The 21,183-nt window shown below is 46.2% G+C and carries 21 protein-coding genes; all 21 read right to left on the bottom strand.

Translation table 11 applies throughout. The features are described from left to right. Nucleotides 1-44: 44 nt before the first annotated feature. Complete coding sequence (locus tag QRX25_RS08070) at nt 45-1,739, bottom strand: proline--tRNA ligase (RefSeq protein WP_212101380.1); 1,695 nt, start codon at nt 1,737-1,739, stop codon at nt 45-47. A gap of 32 nt (nt 1,740-1,771) precedes the next feature. After that, the gene (rseP, locus tag QRX25_RS08065) at nt 1,772-3,040 is read right to left on the bottom strand and encodes an RIP metalloprotease RseP (RefSeq protein ID WP_088612811.1); all 1,269 of its coding nucleotides are present in this window, start codon (nt 3,038-3,040) and stop codon (nt 1,772-1,774) included. 6 nt (nt 3,041-3,046) lie between these two features. Continuing rightward, on the bottom strand, nt 3,047-4,198 hold the full coding sequence (gene dxr, locus QRX25_RS08060; protein WP_212101378.1) for a 1-deoxy-D-xylulose-5-phosphate reductoisomerase: 1,152 nt from the start codon (nt 4,196-4,198) through the stop codon (nt 3,047-3,049). 55 nt (nt 4,199-4,253) lie between these two features. Beyond that, nucleotides 4,254-5,051: a phosphatidate cytidylyltransferase gene (locus QRX25_RS08055; protein WP_155759167.1), complete on the bottom strand. Its 798-nt coding sequence runs from the start codon at nt 5,049-5,051 to the stop codon at nt 4,254-4,256. Nucleotides 5,052-5,054: 3 nt separating this feature from the next. Then, complete coding sequence (gene uppS, locus QRX25_RS08050; RefSeq protein ID WP_013352284.1) at nt 5,055-5,837, bottom strand: undecaprenyl pyrophosphate synthase; 783 nt, start codon at nt 5,835-5,837, stop codon at nt 5,055-5,057. 125 nt (nt 5,838-5,962) lie between these two features. After that, nucleotides 5,963-6,520, bottom strand: coding sequence for a ribosome recycling factor (frr, locus tag QRX25_RS08045; protein ID WP_013352283.1), 558 nt, complete (start codon nt 6,518-6,520; stop codon nt 5,963-5,965). Between the two features lie 2 nt (nt 6,521-6,522). After that, entirely contained in the window at nt 6,523-7,245 is a 723-nt protein-coding gene (pyrH, locus tag QRX25_RS08040; protein WP_003154213.1) for a UMP kinase, read from the bottom strand. 145 nt (nt 7,246-7,390) lie between these two features. After that, a complete protein-coding gene (gene tsf, locus QRX25_RS08035; protein WP_007409794.1) occupies nt 7,391-8,272 on the bottom strand; it encodes a translation elongation factor Ts in 882 nt (293 codons plus the stop codon). Nucleotides 8,273-8,371: 99 nt separating this feature from the next. Further along, nucleotides 8,372-9,112, bottom strand: coding sequence for a 30S ribosomal protein S2 (rpsB, locus tag QRX25_RS08030; RefSeq protein WP_003154215.1), 741 nt, complete (start codon nt 9,110-9,112; stop codon nt 8,372-8,374). Between the two features lie 143 nt (nt 9,113-9,255). Continuing rightward, nucleotides 9,256-9,732: a DUF6115 domain-containing protein gene (locus tag QRX25_RS08025; protein WP_212101376.1), complete on the bottom strand. Its 477-nt coding sequence runs from the start codon at nt 9,730-9,732 to the stop codon at nt 9,256-9,258. A gap of 27 nt (nt 9,733-9,759) precedes the next feature. Continuing rightward, complete coding sequence (sigD, locus tag QRX25_RS08020; RefSeq protein WP_003154217.1) at nt 9,760-10,524, bottom strand: RNA polymerase sigma-28 factor SigD; 765 nt, start codon at nt 10,522-10,524, stop codon at nt 9,760-9,762. Nucleotides 10,525-10,550: 26 nt separating this feature from the next. Beyond that, nucleotides 10,551-11,051 carry a chemoreceptor glutamine deamidase CheD gene (gene cheD, locus QRX25_RS08015; RefSeq protein WP_065981460.1) on the bottom strand — a complete coding sequence of 167 codons (501 nt, stop codon included), beginning with the start codon at nt 11,049-11,051 and terminating at the stop codon, nt 10,551-10,553. Next, a complete protein-coding gene (gene cheC / locus QRX25_RS08010; RefSeq protein ID WP_013352279.1) occupies nt 11,048-11,677 on the bottom strand; it encodes a CheY-P phosphatase CheC in 630 nt (209 codons plus the stop codon). The genes cheD and cheC overlap by 4 nt, the downstream gene beginning before the upstream one ends. 15 nt (nt 11,678-11,692) lie before the next feature. After that, the gene (gene cheW, locus QRX25_RS08005; protein WP_013352278.1) at nt 11,693-12,166 is read right to left on the bottom strand and encodes a chemotaxis protein CheW; all 474 of its coding nucleotides are present in this window, start codon (nt 12,164-12,166) and stop codon (nt 11,693-11,695) included. A 22-nt stretch (nt 12,167-12,188) separates the two neighbouring features. Further along, nucleotides 12,189-14,207, bottom strand: coding sequence for a chemotaxis protein CheA (cheA, locus tag QRX25_RS08000; RefSeq protein WP_212101373.1), 2,019 nt, complete (start codon nt 14,205-14,207; stop codon nt 12,189-12,191). Between the two features lie 5 nt (nt 14,208-14,212). Further along, nucleotides 14,213-15,280: a protein-glutamate methylesterase/protein-glutamine glutaminase gene (locus QRX25_RS07995; RefSeq protein WP_212101370.1), complete on the bottom strand. Its 1,068-nt coding sequence runs from the start codon at nt 15,278-15,280 to the stop codon at nt 14,213-14,215. Further along, nucleotides 15,277-16,170: a MinD/ParA family protein gene (locus QRX25_RS07990; protein ID WP_065981456.1), complete on the bottom strand. Its 894-nt coding sequence runs from the start codon at nt 16,168-16,170 to the stop codon at nt 15,277-15,279. The genes QRX25_RS07995 and QRX25_RS07990 overlap by 4 nt, the downstream gene beginning before the upstream one ends. After that, nucleotides 16,167-17,258, bottom strand: coding sequence for a flagellar biosynthesis GTPase FlhF (flhF, locus tag QRX25_RS07985; protein WP_212101367.1), 1,092 nt, complete (start codon nt 17,256-17,258; stop codon nt 16,167-16,169). The genes QRX25_RS07990 and flhF overlap by 4 nt, the downstream gene beginning before the upstream one ends. Further along, on the bottom strand, nt 17,258-19,291 hold the full coding sequence (gene flhA, locus QRX25_RS07980; protein WP_014470398.1) for a flagellar biosynthesis protein FlhA: 2,034 nt from the start codon (nt 19,289-19,291) through the stop codon (nt 17,258-17,260). The genes flhF and flhA overlap by 1 nt, the downstream gene beginning before the upstream one ends. Before the next feature lie 33 nt (nt 19,292-19,324). After that, entirely contained in the window at nt 19,325-20,404 is a 1,080-nt protein-coding gene (gene flhB, locus QRX25_RS07975) for a flagellar biosynthesis protein FlhB (RefSeq protein ID WP_212101667.1), read from the bottom strand. After that, on the bottom strand, nt 20,404-21,183 hold the full coding sequence (gene fliR, locus QRX25_RS07970) for a flagellar biosynthetic protein FliR (RefSeq protein WP_045506167.1): 780 nt from the start codon (nt 21,181-21,183) through the stop codon (nt 20,404-20,406). The genes flhB and fliR overlap by 1 nt, the downstream gene beginning before the upstream one ends.

The following is a 21,183-nucleotide window of genomic DNA, read 5'->3' as shown; positions in this document are numbered from 1 at the left end:
TTTTTCTCTATTTTAACATGATTTTGTACGATTCGTTATGGCGATTACTTCGTCTTAATAAATTCAGAAAGCTCATCCACTGAAACTTCGGCAGATTCACCGGTTTTGCGGATTTTCACTTCTACGATGCCTTCATCGGCACGTTTACCGACAGTGATGCGGATCGGAAGGCCGATCAGGTCAGAATCAGCAAATTTCACGCCTGCGCGTTCTGCGCGGTCATCGTATAACACCTCATAACCTTCCGCTTGGAATTTGCCGTAAAGCTGCTCAGCAAGCTCTTTTTGCGCCTCGTTTTTCATATTCAGCGCCAAAATATGAAGATCATACGGAGCAACGCTTTTCGGCCAGATCAGGCCTTTTTCGTCGTGATGCTGTTCAGCGATTGCTGAAAGGGTTCTGGACACGCCGATTCCGTAACATCCCATCAGCATCGGCTGCGCCCGCCCGTTTTCATCAAGGTATGTCGCATTCATAGCTTCAGAATAACGCGTGCCGAGTTTAAAGACTTGTCCGACTTCAATTCCCTCAGCGAAACGGATCGTGCCTTTTCCGTCAGGTGACGGATCGCCTTCCTGAATAATTCGAAGATCGGCATATGCTTTTACAGACGCATCGCGTTCGATGTTTACGTTTCGGTAATGGCGGTCTTTTTCATTCGCGCCGCTTACTGCGTTTACCATCACTTTGACAGCCTGGTCGGCATAAATTTCAATGTCGCCGGCAGCGCCGATCGGCCCCGCAAATCCCGGCTCCGTGCCAAGCTTCTCCGCTACTTCTTCACGAGACGCAAGCTCAACCACTTCCGCGTTCAGAAGGTTTTTCACTTTTACGTCATTGACCTCATGATCGCCTCTTACTAACACGAGAACAAATCGGTCATCCGCTTTAAACAGCATTGATTTGATGCAGGCGCTCGGCTCGATCTGCAAGAAAGAAGCCAGCTCTTCAATGCTTTTAACATTCGGCGTATCAATTTTTTCCAGCGCCTCAGGTTTTTCATCTGACGGCTCGGCGTTCATGACAACTTCCGCCATTTCCGTGTTGGCTGCGTAAGAGGATCCGTCGGAATATGCGATGGTATCTTCCCCAATTTCGGAAAGAGCCATAAATTCATGCGTGTCTTTTCCGCCCATTGCGCCTGAGTCGGCAATAACGGGACGGACATTTAATTCGCAGCGTGCGAAAATGCTGCTGTATGCGCCGTACATGTTTTGATACGTTTCTTCCAGACTTTCTTCAGAGGCATGGAAAGAGTACGCATCTTTCATGATGAATTCGCGTCCCCGCAATAACCCGAAACGCGGGCGTTTTTCATCTCTGAATTTAGACTGGATCTGGTAAAGAGTGAGCGGCAGACGCTTATAAGATTTCACCTCATCGCGCACGAGAGAAGTAATGACTTCTTCATGTGTCGCGCCTAAAGCAAATTCGCGGCCGTGACGGTCTTTCAGACGCATCAATTCAGGCCCGTACGTATACCATCTGCCTGATTCCTGCCAAGTTTCAGCCTGCTGAAGGGCCGGCATCAGCATTTCCACCGCGTTGATTTTTTCCATTTCTTCACGCACGATCTTCTGAATGTTTTGAATGACCCTGTAAGCCAGGGGCATATAGCTGTAAACCCCGCTCGTATTTTGTCTGATAAATCCCGCTCTCAGCAGAAGCTTATGGCTTTTTGCTTCAGCATCGGCCGGCACTTCTCTCAGGGTCGGAATAAGCGTCAAACTTTGTCTCATGTCTTCGCACCTCTGATTTTTTTACTAGTCAATTATAAGAATAAACGCTGGATATCGTTCCATGTGACAACCAGCATAAGAAGCATTAAGAAAGCGACGCCGATAAATACGACAAATGCTTCCTTGTCACGGTTAATCGGCTTACCGCGGATTGCTTCAATGAATAAAAACAGCAGTCTTCCGCCGTCAAGCGCCGGGATCGGCAGCAGGTTGACGATTCCAAGGTTGATGCTTAAAAACGCCGCAAACTGGAATAGGTTGATAATGCCGGTTTTTGCAACCTGATCCGTCATATCATAAATTCCGACAGGGCCCGAAAGCATATCAAGCTTAAACTGGCCTGTCACGATTTTGCTCAGATTGGTCAGGATCGCCTTTGTGACATCAACCGTAGAAGTCGCGCCGTAAGCGATCGCAGCAAACGCGCCTTTTTCAGTCGGCGCATAAGAGCCGAAGCGGCCGATTGTTTTTTTGTTTTCATCTTTTACGGCTTCAGGGGTAACCGAGATATGAAACGATTTGCCGTCACGTTTCACGGCGACATCGATTTTTTTCCCGGGATTGTCTTTTACCGCTGTCACGATGTCAGTCCATGACCGCATTTTTTCACCGTTAATGCTCTGGATATAGTCGCCTTCTTTTAAACCGGCAGCCGCTGCGCGTCCATTGTCTGTCAGTTTTCCGAGCTCAGGCTGATTCGAAGGCACGCCTTGAATGAATCCAAGCATGACGAGAATGACATACGCTAAGATGAAGTTCATAATCGGACCGGCAGCAATCGCCTTAATCCGCTGCCATACAGGTTTTGACCCGAATTGGCGGTTGTAAGGCGCAATCTGCACTTCTTCTCCGTCTACGATGAAAAAAGAGGTCTGACTGACAGTAAAGCCCGACAGTTCATCTTCTTTCCCCTGCTCATACCCTGTAATCTTCATTTCGTGCTCAAGGTCAGCCGTCTCCACCTCGACAATTAAAGCGTCGGGGTATTTTTCCTTTTGATTAATGATGACTTTTTCCACTTCGTCGTCTTTATTAAAAAGAAGCCCGACGGTATAACCGGGTTTGACTTCAATCATTTCCGGATCTTCACCGGCCATGCGGACGAACCCGCCGACCGGAAGGAGCCTGATCGTATACACGGTTTCATTCTTTTTAAATGAAAAGATTTTGGGTCCGAACCCGATCGCAAATTCACGGCAAAGGATTCCCGCTCTTTGGGCGAGCAGTAAATGCCCCAGCTCATGGAAAAAAACGAGCGTTCCGAAAATAATAATAAACGCGATAACTGTATTCACGAACATACCACCTTATGTGAGTATTGAATTAACGTATCCCCGGGTGTCTTTGTCCACTTCTTGGATATCCGCAAGACTCGGATCCTGAATTACGCTGTGGCGGTTCAATGCTTTTTCTATCAGATCCTCAATCGATAAGAACGAAATCCGTCCGGCAAGAAAAGCGGCGACGGCTTCTTCATTGGCCGCATTTAAAACCGTCGGCATCGTTCCCCCTATTTTACCTGATTCAAAGGCAAATTGTAAGCAGCGGAACCTTTCAAAGTCAGCTTTCGCAAAATGAAGGCTTCCGATCTCCCATAATTCAAGCCTTTTTGTATCATGCAGAGGCAGCCGGTCCGGATATGTCAGCGCGTATTGAATCGGCACCCTCATGTCCGGATTTCCGAGCTGGGCAATGACGCTTCTGTCGTGAAATTCAACCATCGAATGAATGATGCTCTCCTTATGTAAAACAACGTCAATCTGTTCATACGGAATGTCAAACAGCCAGTGCGCTTCAATGACTTCAAGCCCTTTATTCATCATTGTAGCCGAATCAATCGTAATCTTTGCACCCATCGACCAGTTCGGGTGGTTAAGGGCGTCGGCAATCGTTACAGACTCAAGCTCCTGCCGTGTTTTATCCCTGAAACTGCCGCCTGATGCCGTAATGATCAGACGCTCGATATTTTTGCTCTGTTCTCCTTGCAGCGCCTGAAAAATAGCGGAATGTTCGCTGTCGACCGGAAGAAGGGGCACGCCGTATTGTTTTGCGTGTCCTTTCACTATATGCCCGGCAGTGACAAGAGTTTCCTTATTTGCAAGCGCAATTGTTTTTTTCTGTTCAATCGCTTTCAAAGTCGGGATTAAACCGACGCTTCCGAGCAGCGCATTGACCACGATATCCACTTCATCCATGACCGCCGCTTCGATCAGGCCTTCTTCTCCGATGCCGATTTGACACTCATGAGAAAAAGACGCTTCTTTCACTTTTCGATATGTATCCATGTCGCCGACTGCTACATACTTCGGCTGAAACGTTCTGATCAACGGGATTGCTTTTTCGGCGTTTTTACCGAAAGTCATTGAGACGAGACGGAATTGGTCTTGATGCATGCGCAATACATCCAATGTCTGCTCCCCTATTGATCCCGTTGCTCCTAAAAGACAAATATTCTTCAAAATGCCACTCCCATTCTATGCGTCCAGATCGGTCTTATTTTCATATTAGCCTTTCTCATGAAAAAAGCGCAAGCAGAAAGTATAAGAACGGCATGACAAACAAAAAGCTGTCAAATCGATCTAAAATGCCGCCGTGCCCCGGAAGGATTTTCCCCGAATCCTTCACATCATAGTGCCGTTTCAGCGCTGATTCCACCAAATCCCCGATCTGTCCGAAAACAGACAGAACAAGTGTGATGACCAAAAGAAACGGGTATGAAATCGGAAGACCGGCAAACAGCTGAAAAACAGCCGTGAAAATAAGGGCGATGACAATACCGCCGAGAAACCCTTCCACCGTTTTGTTAGGGCTGATTTCAGGCCACAGCTTCCGCTTCCCGAGCGACTTTCCTACAAAATATGCGCCCGAATCCGTTGACCATATGACAACGCAGGCATAAAAAATATACAAAAGCCCGTTTGTTTCAATGTTTCTGATTTCAATAAAATAATGAAAACACAGTCCGATATATACCGTCGCCAGGACGATAAATCCGACTTCATCAAACGTAAAGGTGTTTTTCACAAGCACCGTATAGCTGAGCAATATCAAAACGGCGAAAATCGTTACTTCCATTTTCGCGTCAAAAAAATGATATTTGTCCGGCATCATATACAGCCATAATAGCAGGAGGCTGATCAGTCCCGGAAAAGAAAAAAACTTGAGCTTTTTCATCCGCAAAAGCTCAAAAAGCGCTATACTGCCCATCACATAAACAAATACGGTGAACGGCAATCCTCCGAAAATAACCAAAAATAAAAATAGTGCCGCTGCCAGAACACCCGTTAACAATCTTTGTTTCATTTCCACCATCCTCTAAATTCCGCCAAACCTCCGGCCCCGCTGCTGAAATTCTCCCACTGCCTTCAGAAAGTGATCTTCCTTAAAATCGGGCCACAGGACATCTGTAAAAACAAATTCACTGTAAGCCACCTGCCAAAGCATAAAGTTGCTCAGTCTGATTTCTCCGCTCGTTCTGATGAGCAGCTCCGGGTCCTGGATTGATTCTGTCATTAAATGCTTGGAAAAGAGCGCTTCATCAATGTCTTCGATATTCAGCGTACCGCTTTTCACCTGTTCGGCCAATGCTTTTGCCGCATTGACGATTTCCGTGCGTCCGCCGTAGTTCAAAGCGAAATTGAGAATCAGCCCGTCATTTTGTTCTGTATCTTTTACGGCCTTCTCAATCGCCTTATACGTATGAGAAGGGAGCGCGGATTCATCTCCGATTATTTTCACACGTACATTCTCCTCTATCAATTCAGGAAGATACGTATTCAGGAACTCTTCCGGAAGCTTCATCAAAAAGTCTACTTCCATCTTCGGGCGCTTCCAGTTCTCCGTGGAAAACGCGTAAAGAGTCAGAACTTTGACGCCGAGCTGATTTGCGAGCTTTGTCACTCTTTTTACCACTTTCATTCCTTCATGATGTCCGGCAATCCGCGGAAGTGAACGCTTCTTCGCCCAGCGTCCGTTACCGTCCATAATAATGGCGATGTGTGCGGGAATTTCACCCTTCAGTATGTCTTCTTTTGTATACCGTTCTAAGTTGGAAGCCGCATTCTGCTGATTCTTCCAATTTTTGAGTATGTTGAGCATGAGATTCCTCCGTCACCCAAAAAGGTTGCGTTGCTGATGATCAATGTAATCAACAGTATTAACAAAAAAACCCCCTGTAAACATGAGAGGGTCTTTTCACATTATCTATTGTACATAGTTTTTCATTAAACTTCCATGATTTCTTTTTCTTTGTCCTTTGTAACACTGTCAATTTTTGACACAAATTCATCTGTCAGCTTTTGAACGTCTTCACTGGAAGCACGAAGCTCGTCTTCTGTAATGTCTCCGTTTTTCTCAAGCTTTTTGAGTTCATCGTTGCTGTCACGGCGGACATTACGGACTGCCACTTTCGCTTCTTCCGCGTATTTTTTCACGACTTTGACAAGTTCTTTACGTCTTTCTTCCGTCAGAGCAGGGATCGCGATGCGGATAATTGTGCCGTCACTTGTCGGAGTTACGCCAAGATCAGCTTTCAGAATCGCTTTTTCAATATCGCCGATTGCTGTTTTGTCATACGGTGTGACAACAAGCATACGCGCTTCAGGCACATTGATAGAAGACAGCTGGTTTAAAGGTGTTTGGGCACCGTAGTATTCTACTGTCACTTTATCCAATAGAGACGGGTTGGCACGTCCCGCACGGACTGACGCCAATTCGCGTGAATAAGCGGCAACCGCTTTTTCCATGCGTTCTTTTGTTTGAGTTAATACTTCGTTTGACAACGTTATTTCCCCCTTACGATCGTTCCGATTGATTCGCCGATTACGGCACGCTTAATATTTCCTTCTTCCATAATAGAAAAGACGATCAGCGGAATATCATTATCCATACATAGTGAAGAAGCCGTAGAATCCATGACTTCCAGCCCGTCTTTTAACACATCGAGATAAGATAATTTTTCGTATTTAACGGCTGACTCATCTTTTCTCGGATCAGCATTATACACACCGTCGACATTATTTTTCGCCATTAAGATCACATCCGCTTCGATTTCAGCGGCACGCAGCGCTGCGGTTGTGTCCGTAGAGAAATAAGGGTTTCCCGTTCCTGCGGCAAAAATCACAACGCGTTTTTTCTCCAAGTGGCGGATGGCTTTTCTTCTGATGTAAGGCTCAGCGACCTGACGCATTTCAATTGATGTCTGCACTCTGGACTGAATTCCGAGAGTTTCAAGGCTGTCCTGCAGGGCAAGTGAGTTCATGACAGTAGCAAGCATGCCCATATAATCGGCCGTCGCACGGTCCATTCCTAAGTCACTGCCTGTTTTTCCGCGCCATAAGTTGCCGCCGCCTACGACTACGGCCACTTCGACGTCAAGCTCAGCGATTTCTTTTACCTGTTTAGCGATGGATTGGATGACAGTCGGATTAATGCCGTTTCCCTGCTCTCCTGCCAGTGCTTCTCCGCTAAGCTTTAAAACGATACGATTGTATTTTGGTTTTTCCATAATAACCTCCAAGTGTAAACATTGCCGTTTCCTATTATGCAAGAGAAAAAAAGGTTTGTAAATATAGTTTTAAAAATAGGGAACACAAGTAGTGTCCCCTATACTGCCTGAAAAGCCGCGAAAGATTCGCCAAGGCTTTCCGCCATTATTTTTTCACTTGGTTCATAACTTCTTCAGCAAAGTTTTCTTGGCGTTTTTCAATACCTTCTCCAACTTCGTAGCGGACGTAAGTTTTAACAGATGCGTTTTTCGCAGCCACAACTTGTTTCACTTTTTCGTCTGGGTTTTTAACGAAAGCTTGGTCTAATAAGCAAATTTCTTCGAAGAATTTGTTCAGACGGCCTTCAACCATTTTAGCTACGATGTTTTCCGGTTTGCCTTCTTGAAGAGCTTGCTGAGTCAGGATCTGACGCTCATGGTTTGCTTCTTCTTCTGACACTTGGTCACGTGAAATGTAACGAGGATTTACCGCTGCAACATGCATCGCGATGTCTTTTGCAAGATCTTCGTCAGTTGTTCCGCTAAGAACAGATAATACGCCGATGCGGCCTCCCATGTGAAGGTAAGCACCGAACGCTTCGCTGTCTTCTTTTGTAATAACAGCAAAACGGCGAAGAGTGATTTTCTCTCCGATTTTAGCAACGTTGCTTGTGATGTATTCTTCAACAGTAGAACCGTTTTCCATCTTTTGACCCATTGCTTCTTCAAGATCAGCAGGAGCGTTTGCAAGAAGGTGGTCAGCAAGTGTGTTCAGAAGCTCTTTGAAACCTTCGTTTTTCGCAACGAAATCAGTTTCAGAGTTTACTTCTAGGATAACGCCTTTGTTGCCGTCAGTTTTAATAAGAGTAGAACCTTCAGCAGCGATACGGTCAGCTTTTTTAGCCGCTTTCGCAATCCCTTTTTCTCTTAGAAGGTCGATTGCTTTGTCCATATCTCCGTCAGTTTCAGTCAACGCTTTTTTACAGTCCATCATACCAGCGCCTGTTTTTTGACGCAGTTCTTTTACCTGCTGTGCAGTAATAGCCATTTGAATTCCTCCTTATATGTGTAAACAAGATATGTATAGATACATTTTTCTTGAAAAAAGGTGATAAAAGGCAGTCCCTCTTATCACCTTTTGATTAGGTTACGCAGTTGTCGTTTCTGTTTCAGGTGCAGTCTCTTCAGCAGCTTCCGCTTCTTCTTCGCCTTGCTTCGCTTCAAGAATAGCATCTGCCATTTTAGAAGTAAGAAGTTTGACAGCGCGGATTGCGTCATCGTTTGCAGGGATTACGACATCAATTTCATCAGGATCACAGTTTGTATCTACAATTCCGATGATAGGAATGTTCAATTTGCGAGCTTCCGCAACAGCGATGCGCTCTTTGCGAGGATCGATGATGAATAATGCATCAGGAAGATCCTTCATGTCTTTAATTCCGCCTAGGAATTTTTCAAGACGCTCTAATTCTTTTTTCAATTGAACAACTTCTTTTTTCGGAAGTACTTCAAACGTACCGTTTTCTTGCATTTTTTCGATGTCTTTCAGACGCTTAATGCGTTTTTGGATTGTTTCGAAGTTTGTCAGTGTACCGCCCAACCAGCGTTGGTTGACATAGTACATGCCAGAGCGTACAGCTTCTTCTTTAACAGAATCCTGAGCTTGTTTTTTTGTGCCGACGAAAAGGATTTTTCCGCCTTCAGCAGCAAGGTTTTTCGTGAAGTTGTAAGCTTCCTCTACTTTTTTCACTGTTTTTTGAAGGTCAATGATGTAGATTCCGTTACGCTCCGTGAAAATGTAACGCTTCATTTTTGGGTTCCAGCGGCGTGTTTGGTGGCCGAAGTGAACACCAGCTTCAAGCAATTGTTTCATAGAAATAACTGACATGTGATTTCCTCCTAATAAAATGGTTTTTTTCCTCCGCTTAGGTCATTTTTGTGCAGAACTGCCGCCTGCAGCACCCTCTGCATAAATCGTTAAGCGTGTGTATTTAACACCAAGACATAATATAACACAGCTTTATGCGACAATCAAGAATCCTTTACAGCTTTGCCGCGAAATTTTAAAAACAGCTCGATTTCGGTCTTTCCGCTCTTCATCCGTCTGGCGATTTCCGCGGGGGTAAGCCCCTGTTCATATAATTCCGAAACACGTTCTTCAAACGAAGGCGCGCCGCTGTTTTCCTCGCTTTCAGCCCGTTCCGTTGCACTGATGAGCTTTTCCATGTGGTCCGGAATATCAGGCTCTTTTTGCGGTTCGGCTGGCCGGGGCCGTGCGTCTTCTGCACCTGAGTCTTGATCAGCCCGGCTTTTTGTATCTTCAAGTCTTTCATTTTCTTCTTTTAATTCAAGCAGAAACGCAGCAAGGGTGTTTTCCGTCTCTTCAAGAATCTTCTTCTGCTGACGCTCCGCCTCCTTGAGGGCTGAAAACCTCGTGTACAGAATAATGACGGCATAAAGCAGTACGCCGTGAAGCACAAAGCTTAAAAGCCATAATAGTGTTGACATGTTTTTCACTCGCTAACCATGAGTTCATTATTGAATTACTTTTTCAAGCAGATGCTTTAATTTAAACAGCGCCTTTGAATGAATCTGCGAAATCCGCGAGGTCGAAAGGTTCAGAACTTGTCCGATTTCGGTCAGAGTCAGTTCTTCTTTATAAAATAAACTGACGACAAGCTGTTCTTTTTCAGAAAGCTCGTGGATTTTCCCTGCAAGCTGAGCGATCAGCTCGTCCTTCATAATTTTTTCTTCCGGCGGCACATTTTTGTCATCTCTGATCATCACTTGAATATTCTCACCGTCATCCTGGTCGTGAAGCTTTTCATCAATTGATAAGAGATTGGCAAAAAAACCTTCATTCATCGTTGATACTACGTCCTGCTCCGTCATCCCCAGCTCTTCGGCGATCTCTGAAGGCGTCACATTCCGAAGGTAGCGCTGTTCAAGTTTTTCGATCGCCGCTTCGACTTTTTTTGTCTTCTCCCGTGAAGTTCTGGGCAGCCAATCTTCTTTACGCAGCCCGTCGATGATTGCACCGCGAATTCTAAACGAGGCATAGGTATCAAACTTTAAATCCCGGCCGGGGTCGAATTTTTCTAGGGCATCGTATAAACCGAGCATACCAAGGCTCATTAGATCGTCTTTATGCACCGATTTCGGCAGTCCGACGGAAATTCTGCCGACATGATATGTGACCAGCGGCATGTAACGGCGCATTAAATCATCACCGGCTTTAGGATCTTTCCACTCTTTCCAGCGCGACCACAGCACCTGATCTTCATAATTCAAGGATTGCATCGTTATCCCCCTACCTCATACCTTTATTAAATCGTTGTTTCACCTTGTTTAACAGTTCGGATGTGCAGCATGCAGGACTTTGGCTCAAATTCAATCGTCCGGCCGCTTGAGCCGCCGGTATCTTCACTGATGACCGGGATGCTATATAATGAAAGCTGCTCTTTGATGGCCGCTACGTTCCTTGGGCCGATTTTCATCAGATCGTTTGTCATTTTGAACTTAAACATCTCCGCTCCCCCGGCGAGTTTTGCCTTCAGGGCAAACTTGCGGCATCCGGCTTTCAAAAGCATGTCAATCGTCGTCTTAACGGCGGTGTCTGCGTATTTTGCACGGTTAAGCTCCGCCGTTTTCGATAAACCGGAGTCCGGCAGCATGACGTGAACAAGTCCTGCCGTTTGTTTGTCTTTATCGTATAAAACCAGCCCCACACATGAACCGAGTCCCGAAGTCCGGATTTTATCCGGGTAACGCGCGACTTGAACATCCGCAATCCCCACTTTAACGACTGCGGCTTCCGCACGGCTCATAAAGCCGCACCCAATGAGACGAAGAGCTTTTCAAAAGAATCATAGTCCGGGAGCATAAACATATGGGCTTTGAGCTCCTGCCGGCTGCCCTGATCAAAAATAGAAGTATCCACGACAATGGCATGTTCTCCGACTTGGCTGAGCTCCATCAGTCCTTCGCTGATAACCGCACCGAACATATCAAGCGAGATTTCCGGCACGCTCGGGTAAATCTCAAGCTTCGTCAAATCAGCCAATGCCGTTAGATAGGAACCTGCTAAAATATTGCCGAACTCATGTAAAGCAGAAGAACTCAAATGATCTTCGCCCAACTGGTCAATATCAAAATTCGGATTCCCGATCAGCTCTCTGATAAACTGTTCCGCTTGATGAAAAGGCATGATGAGAAAGATAGAACCGGTCATGTCGCCTTCCATTCTTAAAAAGATACTGGCGACCGGCGTTTCGGCACCGCCGAAAAAATCAGCAAGCTCATCAAATGTCAATAAAGTCGCAAACGGCACTTCCATATCAATCTTTCTGTTCAGCAGCTGAGCCATGGCAGAAGCTGAATGACCAGCCCCGATATTTCCGACTTCCCGCAAAATATCCATCTGCTCTTCTTTGATGGCTTCAAACTTACTCATGTTGTCTTATCCCCTTTAAGCATTCGGCTCTCCAGACGCAGATGCCGAAGCACCTTTATCCAGCACCGCATGCGCATCGATAATATTGAGGAGCCTGTTATCTTGCTTTACGATCTGTTTAATCCACACATCCGCTTCCTTTGTCTGGCTTTCAGGCGCGGATTCGATTTCATTTTCATGCACGGTGATGACGTCATTGGCCTCATCCACGACCCAGCCGACATCGGCGTCACGGTAAGAAATGATGATTATCCGTGTCTCTTCTGTGATGTCCTGTTCAGGCTGGTTCAAACGTTTTCTTAAATCAAGAACCGGCGTAATCACCCCGCGCAGGTTGATAACACCGCGGATATAAGATTCCACTCCCGGGACTCTCGTCGGTTTTTGCCACTTTTCAATTGATTTTACCTGGGAAACTGAAATAGCGTATTCTTTTCCGTTTATCATAAACACAATCATTTTTTCACCTGTTTTGATTTCAGCAGTCATGCGGGCACCTCCTCGTGTCGTTTTAGTAGATCAGCGCATTGCAATCAATAATCAGCGCCACTTCTCCGTTTCCAAGAATCGTAGCGCCGGAAATCGCAAAGACGTTCGTTAAATAGTCACCGAGTGATTTCAGTACAACTTCCTGCTGGCCGATAAAAGAGTCCACGACAAAAGCAGTAGATTTATCGCCCTTTTTCACCACGATCATATGGAACTGATCCGCATCCTGTTTTGAATCCGTAATGCCGAATTCTTTTTTCAGATAGACGATCGGGACGATTTGCCCTCTGAAATCAATCACTTCTCTGTCATGCGTCTGCAGGATATCTTTCTTATCAATAACAGCCGTCTCTATAATAGAAGAAATCGGGATCGCAAAAGTCTCTTCTTCAAGTTTAATGAGAAGGACGGATATAATTGAAAGTGTCAGCGGAAGCTGAATACTGAAAAGAGAACCTTGCCCTTCCGCGGATTTGACACTGACAGAGCCGCCGAGGGACTCGAGTTTATTTTTCACAACATCCAGGCCGACACCCCGCCCTGAAATGTCAGAAATTTGATCGGCAGTCGAAAAGCCCGGTGCAAAAATAAGCTCGTAAATCTCATTATCTTCAAGCGTTTCAGCATCACGTTCAGTGATTACATTCCGTTCGAGCGCTTTTTCAAGAATTTTCTTTCTGTTCAGGCCTGCCCCGTCATCTTCAACCTCAATAAAGACGTGGTTGCCGCTGTGATATGCTTTAAGCACAACATGACCTGATTCCGGTTTTCCTTTATTCACCCGCACTTCAGGTGATTCAATGCCGTGATCGATGCTGTTTCTGATTAAATGGACAAGCGGATCGCCGATTTCATCAATCACCGTGCGGTCCAGTTCCGTTTCAGCGCCGATGATGGACAATTCAATTTTCTTGTTTAATTCCTTTTGAAGCTGGCGGATCATTCTCGGGAACCGGTTAAAGACTGTTTCTACCGGCACCATCCGCATATTAAGAATAATAGACTGAAGGTCCCCGGAGATTCTTGTCAGGCGTTCAACAGTTTCAGTCAGTTCATTGTGTTCAAGCTCTTTGGCGATCTGCTCAAGGCGTCCGCGGTCAATGACAAGTTCTTCAAAAAGGTTCATCGAAGAATCCAGTCTCTCAATGTTGACACGAATCGTTTTCGATCCGCTGTGGTGCTTCGGCTGTTCTTCCGCTTTCGCTTGCGGCTTTGGCTGTTTCTCGGCTGTTTTAGCCGGAACTTCTTTCACCGGTTCAGGCGCTTGCGGTTTTTCGGCCGTTTTTAACGGCGCGCCGACAGAAAGCTCGACATTTTCCACTTCTGAAATGCCGCTGATAAGCTCTTTAATTTCTTCAGCAGGCTGCTTCGTCAGGAAACACACCTGAAAATCCGTTCCGAAATCTTCCGTCTCAAGCACTTCCGCGGCAGGTATCGTTTTTGCGACTTCACCGGCTTCATTCAGCTTTTCAAATATCATATACACGCGCACGGCTTTGAGCATACAGCTTTCATTCAGGGAAACCGTTATTTCATAGCGGCTGAACCCCTGCTCTTCTGCCTCTTCAATGACAGTCCGTTCGAACTCATCATAATTCCATTCAGCTGAAGCCTGTTGCGTTGAAACCGGCCGTTCTGCCGTTTCAGCTGAAGCGGCAGTCTCATGCACCGCGTTTACGTCGAGCTTCGCGCTCACTTCAGAAATGTCGCGCTTGCCGTCTCCTCCGTCAATAATGGACTGCACCATCTCTTCAAGATGATCAAGCGCTTCAAACAGCACATCCAGCCAGTCTGATGTAACCGGCATTTCTCCGTTGCGGATGGCGTCCAGCACATTTTCCATCAGGTGGGTTAAATGCGCCAGATCTGTATATCCCATCGTTGCGCTCATGCCTTTCAGCGTATGGGCGGCTCTGAAGATGTCATGCACAATCTGAAGGTCTGACGGATCTTTTTCCAACAGCAGCAGCTTTTCGTTACATGTCTGTAAGTGCTCTTTACTTTCATCAATAAAGACATCTAAATATTGATTCATATCCAATTGATTCACACCCTCTCTTTTTTCACACATCCGGTGATGGATGCCGCGATTTCTTCCACATGTTTAATCTCATGAATGAGGCCCGCTTTTATCGCTGACTTCGGCATTCCGAACACAACACAGGATTCGTCAGACTCCGCAATTGTTTTAACGCCGCCTGTTCTGAGCATTTCTTTTACGCCTTCGGTTCCGTCACTGCCCATGCCGGTCATAATGACGGCTACCTTTTCATAATCAGACAATCGGCTTGCCGAACGAAACAAATAATCGGCTGACGGTTTATGCCGGCTTTCCGTCTCATGAACGTCTAGAATGATGCGGAGTGTTCCGCTGTCCTCTGCAACCGTCATATTCTTTCCGCCGGGCGCGATGTACACCCATCCGTCTTTAGCCTCTTCACCGTTTTCCGCTTCCTTCACCTGAATATCCGACAAATGGTTCAGCCTGTCTGCAAGTGAAGCGGTAAAGCCTTCAGGCATGTGCTGCACGACAAAGACAGGCGCTTTTAAATCTTTCGGCAGCTTCGGAATCACCTTTTGCAGAGCCCGCGGTCCGCCTGTAGAAGTCGCAATAAATACGGCCTGCTTATCGGATTTTGCTTTCGGCCTCTCAAATCCCGCCGCAGCCGGACGTTCCGGGGTGAGAGGCTCTTTTACTGCCGCCTCAGTTTTTTTTGCGCGGGACAGTCCGGCGGCAATCACCCTTTCAATCAGCTGTTCTTTAATTTTATAAAGATCAAGTGAAATCGCTCCAGAAGGCTTGGTGATAAAATCAAAAGCGCCCATTTCTAGGCAATTGATCGTTCGGTCTTTTCCTTGCTGCGTCTGGCTCGATACCATGATTACGGGAAGTTTATATATGCTGATGATTTTCCGCAATGTATCCGTTCCGTTCATGACCGGCATTTCAATATCAAGCGTGACAACATCCGGCTTAAGAAGCTCTATTTTTTTCAGCGCCTCTTCTCCGTTTCTGGCTGTCCCGATGACTTCTATCTGCCCTTCCGCAGCCAGAAAATCTGTAATCATCTTTCTCATAAAAGCTGAGTCATCAACGACAAGCACACGAATCACTGTAAAGTCCTCCTCATTAAAAAAGAAGATAATCTCTCAATAAATGCCGGTTTCTCTTCTCTTGGTTTGTTTTCTTCCGTTTGAAACAAGACATCCGTCAAAAGACGGACGGACCTGCTGGCTTTTGCTTGAGGACTTTTTATTAAAAAAGGCACCTGGTCAATGACAGCTTGACTTACTAGCGGATCATCGGGTATGGAGCCGGCGAAACGCACCTCCGCGCCTAAAAACGTATGAATCGCGTGAGAAAGGCGGGTGTACGTGTCCAGCGCATGTTTTTGGGCGCGGGCGCGATTGACGGCAATATTTACGGTCAGCCGCTCATCCGCGAGAAAGAGATGTTTGATCGCGCTGTAGGCATCCATAATTGCCGTCGGCTCAGGCGTTGTCACGGCGAGAATATCTTCCGCCGATAAAATAAACGGCAGCTGTTCTTTTGAAAGTCCCGCTCCCATATCAAACAGGACGTAATCAAAATCGCTTAATACAGCGGAAAGACCGTTCATAAAAGCCGACCACTTCTCTCTGTCAGCTTGGTAGATCGCCTCAAGCCCTGTTCCTCCGGATATGTAGCGAAGGCCTTTCGGACCGGAGGACAGTGATTGAGCCAGCGCGTACCGATTCTCCATCACATCAATAATGGTGCGGGAAGAAGCAGCGCCGATCAGCACATCAATGTTGCCCATTCCGATGTCAAGATCAATGATGAGTGCTTTTTTCCCTTTTTCCTGCAGGGCAACTGCCATGTTTAATGTTAAATTAGATTTTCCGACGCCGCCTTTACCGCTGATGACGGCCAATGTCTTCGCTTTTTTTTCATAAAGCTCCGGCTTGATCAATTGCCGCTGCCTCATTTTCCTTCTTAATGACTCTGCCTGATCGGGTTTCATGTCAAAAGCATCCTTACAAACTCTTTTGGTGAAACCGAAAGGATGTCTTCAGGCACATCCTGTCCATTTGTCAGATAGGCCGCACCGATTCTTGATTCCGACAGCACTTGAAACACGGAACCGAGTGAGGCGGTTTCATCCGTTTTCGTAAAAATGAATTGATTGACCGGCACACCGGAAAACTGTTTCAGCACCTGTTTCATATCTTCATATTTTGCAGATGCCGATAATACGAGAAAGGATTGTAAACCTGAGTCAAACGGAATCATCTCCTGTAATTCCGTAATATACTGCTCTTCTTTGAAATTTCTTCCTGCTGTATCAATGAAAACATGGTCATATTCAGCGAATTTTTCCTGCGCCTTCAGACATTCTTCTTTTGAATAACATACTTCAAGAGGAGCCTGAAGCAGCTCAGCATATGTCTTCAGCTGTTCAACCGCGGCAATCCGGTAAGTATCCGTCGTCATAAATGCAATTTTTTTGTGCTCTGTCAGCATTGATGAGGCTGCGAGTTTTGCAAGTGTAGTCGTTTTGCCGGCTCCGGTTGAACCGAAAAGCACGACGTATTTTGATTGAATTCCTTCCTGCCACCTGTCTGCTGAAGGGAGTTTTTTCACTAACAAATCCTGCAGTTTCGAGTTGACATTTTCTTCAGTTAAATCGCCGGAAGCAATTGAAGAACGGAGCAATTCACTCAGCACGGTGTTTTGCGTACGATCAGGAAGCCCGGCTTGCTTCAATAGTCTCTCGGCTTTTTTTAATGGTTCAGGAAGCACCTCTTTGTAATGCGCCAGATCGCCTGAAGTGCTGTGATCAGAAAGACGCGGCGGCTGAACGGGCTCAGCTTTCTCCGCCTTTTCCGTCTTTTTCATTTCTTCACCGCCAGCAGGCGGAGTTTTTCTCGTTTCCCTGACGTCACGATCTAAAACGGCTATCACTTCAACGGCCTGCTGTGACCGCAGCCCCAGCCATTTTCGTTTCTTTACTTGTTTTGAATGTAAAATAACGGCATCGTTGCCGAGTTCCTTTTTGATTTGCTTCGCGGCATCCTGCATTGAAGCGGCTGTAAATTTTTTTATCTTCATTAAATATCCACCACTCCAATGCTCTGTACTTCAACGTTTGCTTCCAGCTCATTATAAGAAAGAACCGGCAGATCAGGGAAATAGCGTTCTAACAGCTGTTTTACATACATTCTGACAGCAGGCGAGCAAAGAAGAATCGCCGTCTCCTGCCGGATGGAAAGCTGCTCGGCCTCTTTAGCGACAGAACGGATGATACTGTCTGAAACCTCGGGATCGAGCGACAAGTAATTGCCCTGTTCAGTCTGCTGAACCCCGTCTGCAATTGCTTTTTCCACCCGGCCTGAGCATGTCATGACTTTCAGCGTTTCATGCTCTCTCGCATATTGAGCCGTGATTTGTTTGGCAAGCGACTGTCTCGCGTATTCTGTCAAAAGGTCTGAATCTGTCGTTAATCTTCCGTAATCGGCAAGTGTTTCAAAAATGGTCACCAAGTTTCTGATTGAAACTTTTTCTCTCAGCAATTTGGCAAGCACTTTTTGAATATCGCCGACAGAAAGAGGATTTGGCGTGACTTCCTCAACAAGCACAGGATAATTTTCCTTCAGATGATCGATCAGCTGCTTTGTTTCCTGTCTGCCGACCAGTTCATGGGCATGCTGCTTAATCTTTTCTGTAATATGCGTGGATACGACAGACGCCGGATCAACAACGGTATACCCCAGCATGTCGGCTTCATCCTTCGCTGCTTCACTGATCCATTTTGCAGGCAGTCCAAACGACGGCTCAATCGTTTCAATTCCTTCAATGACATCATCTTCAGGCGTCGGCGACATCGCTAAGTAATGATCAAGCAGAAGCTCTCCTTTAGCGACTTCGTTGCCTTTAATTTTCAATCGGTATTCATTCGGCTGAAGCGCGATGTTATCCCTGATACGCACAACCGGAATGACAAGCCCCAATTCAAGCGCAAGCTGACGTCTGATCATGACGATCCGGTCAAGAAGATCACCGCCCTGCCCCGCGTCTGCAAGCGGCACAAGCCCGTATCCGAACTCAAATTCGATCGGATCAATATGTAAAAGCTGCACAACGCTTTCCGGGCTTTTCAGTTCATCCGCCTGAGCCTCTTCTTCAAGAATTTCTTCCTCTTCTTCGCTCGGCTTATCCGTTTTGGACAGCGTGTAGGCGCCGAATGCAAGCAGACCGGCAATCGGCCCCGTCAGCAGAATGCCGATCGGTGTAAGAAGACCAAGCAAAAGAACAGTTCCCGCGGCTACATACAAGAGCTTCGGATAAGCGAACAGCTGGCCTGTAATATCATGACCGAGGTTTCCTTCAGATGCCGCTCTCGTCACGACAATCCCCGTAGCCGTAGAAATGAGCAAGGCCGGCATTTGAGAAACGATACCGTCACCGACCGTCAGCATTGTAAAGTGAGAAGCAGCTTCTTGTATGCTCATCCCCTGCTGCAGCATGCCGATTACGATCCCGAAAATAATATTGATCATCACGATGATGATACCCGCGATGGCATCCCCTTTGACGAATTTGCTCGCACCATCCATGGCGCCGTAAAAATCCGCTTCCCGGGCGACTTTTTCACGTCTGTGCTTTGCGTCCTGCTCCGTAATCATGCCGGCGTTTAAATCCGCGTCAATACTCATTTGTTTTCCGGGCATCGCATCGAGCGTAAATCTCGCCGCGACTTCTGATACTCTCTCGGCGCCTTTTGTAATGACGATAAACTGAATAATAATCAAGATAATGAAGACAACAAGCCCTACCAGCACATTTCCGCCGACAACGAAATTCCCGAATGTCTCAACAACCTTTCCCCCTTCTCCATGAGAAAGAATCGAACGTGTCGTCGACACATTGAGCGCAAGGCGAAAAAGCGTCAATAACAGCAGCAATGACGGAAAGATCGAGAATTGCAGCGGTTCTTGCATATTCATTGTGGTGAGAAGCACGATCAACGCAAGAGAGATATTAATGATGATCAAAATACTTAACAACCATGGAGGGAATGGAATCACCAGCATTGCCACAATGAGGACAACACTTATTAAAACCGATAAATCTCTTGTTGACATGCTGTTTTTCTCTCCTTTTGAATCTGAAATTCACTATACTTTTTGTTTCGTTTTATATACATAAGCTAAAATTTCCGCGATGACTTTGAAAAACTCTTCCGGCACGGCCTGGTCAATGTCCACCTGATCATATAACGCACGCGCGAGCGGCCTGTTTTCAATCGTCATGACATCGTGCTCTTTGGCGATCTGCCTGATTTTTAATGCGAGATGATCGACCCCTTTAGCAACAATGTAAGGGGCATCCATTTTCTTTTCATCATATTTTAAAGCAATCGCATAGTGGGTCGGGTTGGTAATGATGACGTCGGCTTTCGGCACTTCCTGCATCATTCGCCTCATTGCCATTTCTCGCTGCTTCTGCTTAATTTTGGACTTGATAATCGGATCACCCTCCGATTTTTTATATTCATCTTTTATATCCTGCTTTGACATTCTGATATTTTTCTCATAGTCAAAACGCTGGTATAAGTAATCAAGCCCGGCCAGCAGCATTAAAGCCCCCGAGCCCGCAAGCCCCATCCAAAGAGTGAGTTTAGAAACGAAAGTGAGCACTTCCGCAGGCGTTAAAAGCGGAAGGCGGAGAATATCGCCATAATGCAGCCAGAGCACCATAAAAGCGGCAAAACCGACCACGGTAATCTTCAAAATGGATTTGACCAGTTCAACTATCGCCCTCATGCTGTAAATCCGCTTAAATCCTTTCAAGGGGCTGAGCTTGTTCAGGTCAGGCTTGAGGACTTCCGCGGAAAACAGAAAACCCACCTGCATGTAATTGGACACGATACCTGCCAAAAGTGCGACCAGCATAATCGGCGCAAGAATGAAGCTGATATCTTTCACTGTATCCACAAAAAGCTCATGTACGTTAGATTCTGACAATTCTAATGCTATCGATTTCGTATAAAACGTTTTAATAAAGGACAGCAGCCTGTCCCGCATATAAGGTCCGAGCGCGATCAGCGAAAGAAAGATAATCAGTAAAGAAACGGCTGTATTCACATCCGTACTTTTCGCGACCTGCCCTTTCTTTCTTGTATCCTTCCGTTTTTTCGGGGTGGCTTTTTCCGTTTTTTCACCGGCAAAGAATTGCAGATTCAGTCTGAGTCTCATCATGTCACACCGACCAATGCCAATAGATTCCGCATTGTTTCAACGGTGAGGCTGAAGATATTGCGGACGATGACAAACATCACCGCCATACAAACGATCAGCATAATAAAGCTCACGGCTATTTTCAGGGGAAGCCCGACCACGAAAACGTTCAGCTGCGGCACCGTTCGCGCCACAATGCCGAGCGCCAAATCAACTAAAAACAGACTGGCCACAACCGGCGCAGACATTTGAAAAGCGATAATGAACATGGCATTGAAGCTTTTTGCGATAAAAAGTCCAAAGTGGTCATTTCCAAACGACGGAAATGCCTGATCAAGCGGGATATACTGAAAGCTGTAATAAATCCCGTCCAATAAAAGATAATGGGCGTTTACACTGAGCATAAATAACAGCGCCAGCGTATAAACGAATTGGCCGATCAGCGGGCTTTGCGTGCCTGATTGCGGATCAATTACATTGGCGATGGAAAAGCCCATTTGAAAATCAATAAAGGAACCTGCTATCTGGATCGCTGCCATCATCATGAAAGCAATCAGCCCGAGGCTCAAGCCCACAACGGCCTCTTTTATGACAAGCAGCATATACTGTTCCCCTATGTCAATTGCCGGCGCATGTTTCAGTGTGCTGAAACAGATCACTGAAAGAAAAAAAGCAAAGCCGATTCGGTGAACCGCCGGCAGATTCCGGTGCCCGAACACCGGCACCGTTACAAAAAAAGCAGAAATTCTGATAAAAACCAATAAAAAAGCGGGAAATAAATCAATGATGGAATTCAT

It is taken from the genome of Bacillus sp. L381 (assembly GCF_030284525.1).
GTDB lineage: Bacteria > Bacillota > Bacilli > Bacillales > Bacillaceae > Bacillus > Bacillus amyloliquefaciens.
The sequence above is the reverse complement of the archived record's forward strand: the minus strand, read 5'-3'. Positions and strand labels throughout refer to the sequence as shown.

What these genes read in the sequence shown, in the direction of transcription:
- QRX25_RS08025 (WP_212101376.1), bottom strand. Translation starts at nt 9,732, where the DNA reads ATGTCAACACTATTATGGCTTTTAAGCTTTGTGCTTCACGGCGTACTG.
- fliR (WP_045506167.1), bottom strand. Translation starts at nt 21,183, where the DNA reads ATGAATTCCATCATTGATTTATTTCCCGCTTTTTTATTGGTTTTTATC.
- cheD (WP_065981460.1), bottom strand. Translation starts at nt 11,051, where the DNA reads ATGAGCCGTGCGGAAGCCGCAGTCGTTAAAGTGGGGATTGCGGATGTT.
- QRX25_RS08070 (WP_212101380.1), bottom strand. Translation starts at nt 1,739, where the DNA reads ATGAGACAAAGTTTGACGCTTATTCCGACCCTGAGAGAAGTGCCGGCC.
- flhF (WP_212101367.1), bottom strand. Translation starts at nt 17,258, where the DNA reads ATGAAGATAAAAAAATTTACAGCCGCTTCAATGCAGGATGCCGCGAAG.
- sigD (WP_003154217.1), bottom strand. Translation starts at nt 10,524, where the DNA reads ATGCAATCCTTGAATTATGAAGATCAGGTGCTGTGGTCGCGCTGGAAA.
- cheW (WP_013352278.1), bottom strand. Translation starts at nt 12,166, where the DNA reads ATGACTGCTGAAATCAAAACAGGTGAAAAAATGATTGTGTTTATGATA.
- QRX25_RS08055 (WP_155759167.1), bottom strand. Translation starts at nt 5,051, where the DNA reads ATGGTGGAAATGAAACAAAGATTGTTAACGGGTGTTCTGGCAGCGGCA.
- flhA (WP_014470398.1), bottom strand. Translation starts at nt 19,291, where the DNA reads ATGTCAACAAGAGATTTATCGGTTTTAATAAGTGTTGTCCTCATTGTG.
- flhB (WP_212101667.1), bottom strand. Translation starts at nt 20,404, where the DNA reads ATGAGACTCAGACTGAATCTGCAATTCTTTGCCGGTGAAAAAACGGAA.
- cheC (WP_013352279.1), bottom strand. Translation starts at nt 11,677, where the DNA reads ATGAGTAAGTTTGAAGCCATCAAAGAAGAGCAGATGGATATTTTGCGG.
- rpsB (WP_003154215.1), bottom strand. Translation starts at nt 9,112, where the DNA reads ATGTCAGTTATTTCTATGAAACAATTGCTTGAAGCTGGTGTTCACTTC.
- tsf (WP_007409794.1), bottom strand. Translation starts at nt 8,272, where the DNA reads ATGGCTATTACTGCACAGCAGGTAAAAGAACTGCGTCAAAAAACAGGC.
- rseP (WP_088612811.1), bottom strand. Translation starts at nt 3,040, where the DNA reads ATGTTCGTGAATACAGTTATCGCGTTTATTATTATTTTCGGAACGCTC.
- uppS (WP_013352284.1), bottom strand. Translation starts at nt 5,837, where the DNA reads ATGCTCAACATACTCAAAAATTGGAAGAATCAGCAGAATGCGGCTTCC.
- pyrH (WP_003154213.1), bottom strand. Translation starts at nt 7,245, where the DNA reads ATGGAAAAACCAAAATACAATCGTATCGTTTTAAAGCTTAGCGGAGAA.
- QRX25_RS07990 (WP_065981456.1), bottom strand. Translation starts at nt 16,170, where the DNA reads ATGAAACCCGATCAGGCAGAGTCATTAAGAAGGAAAATGAGGCAGCGG.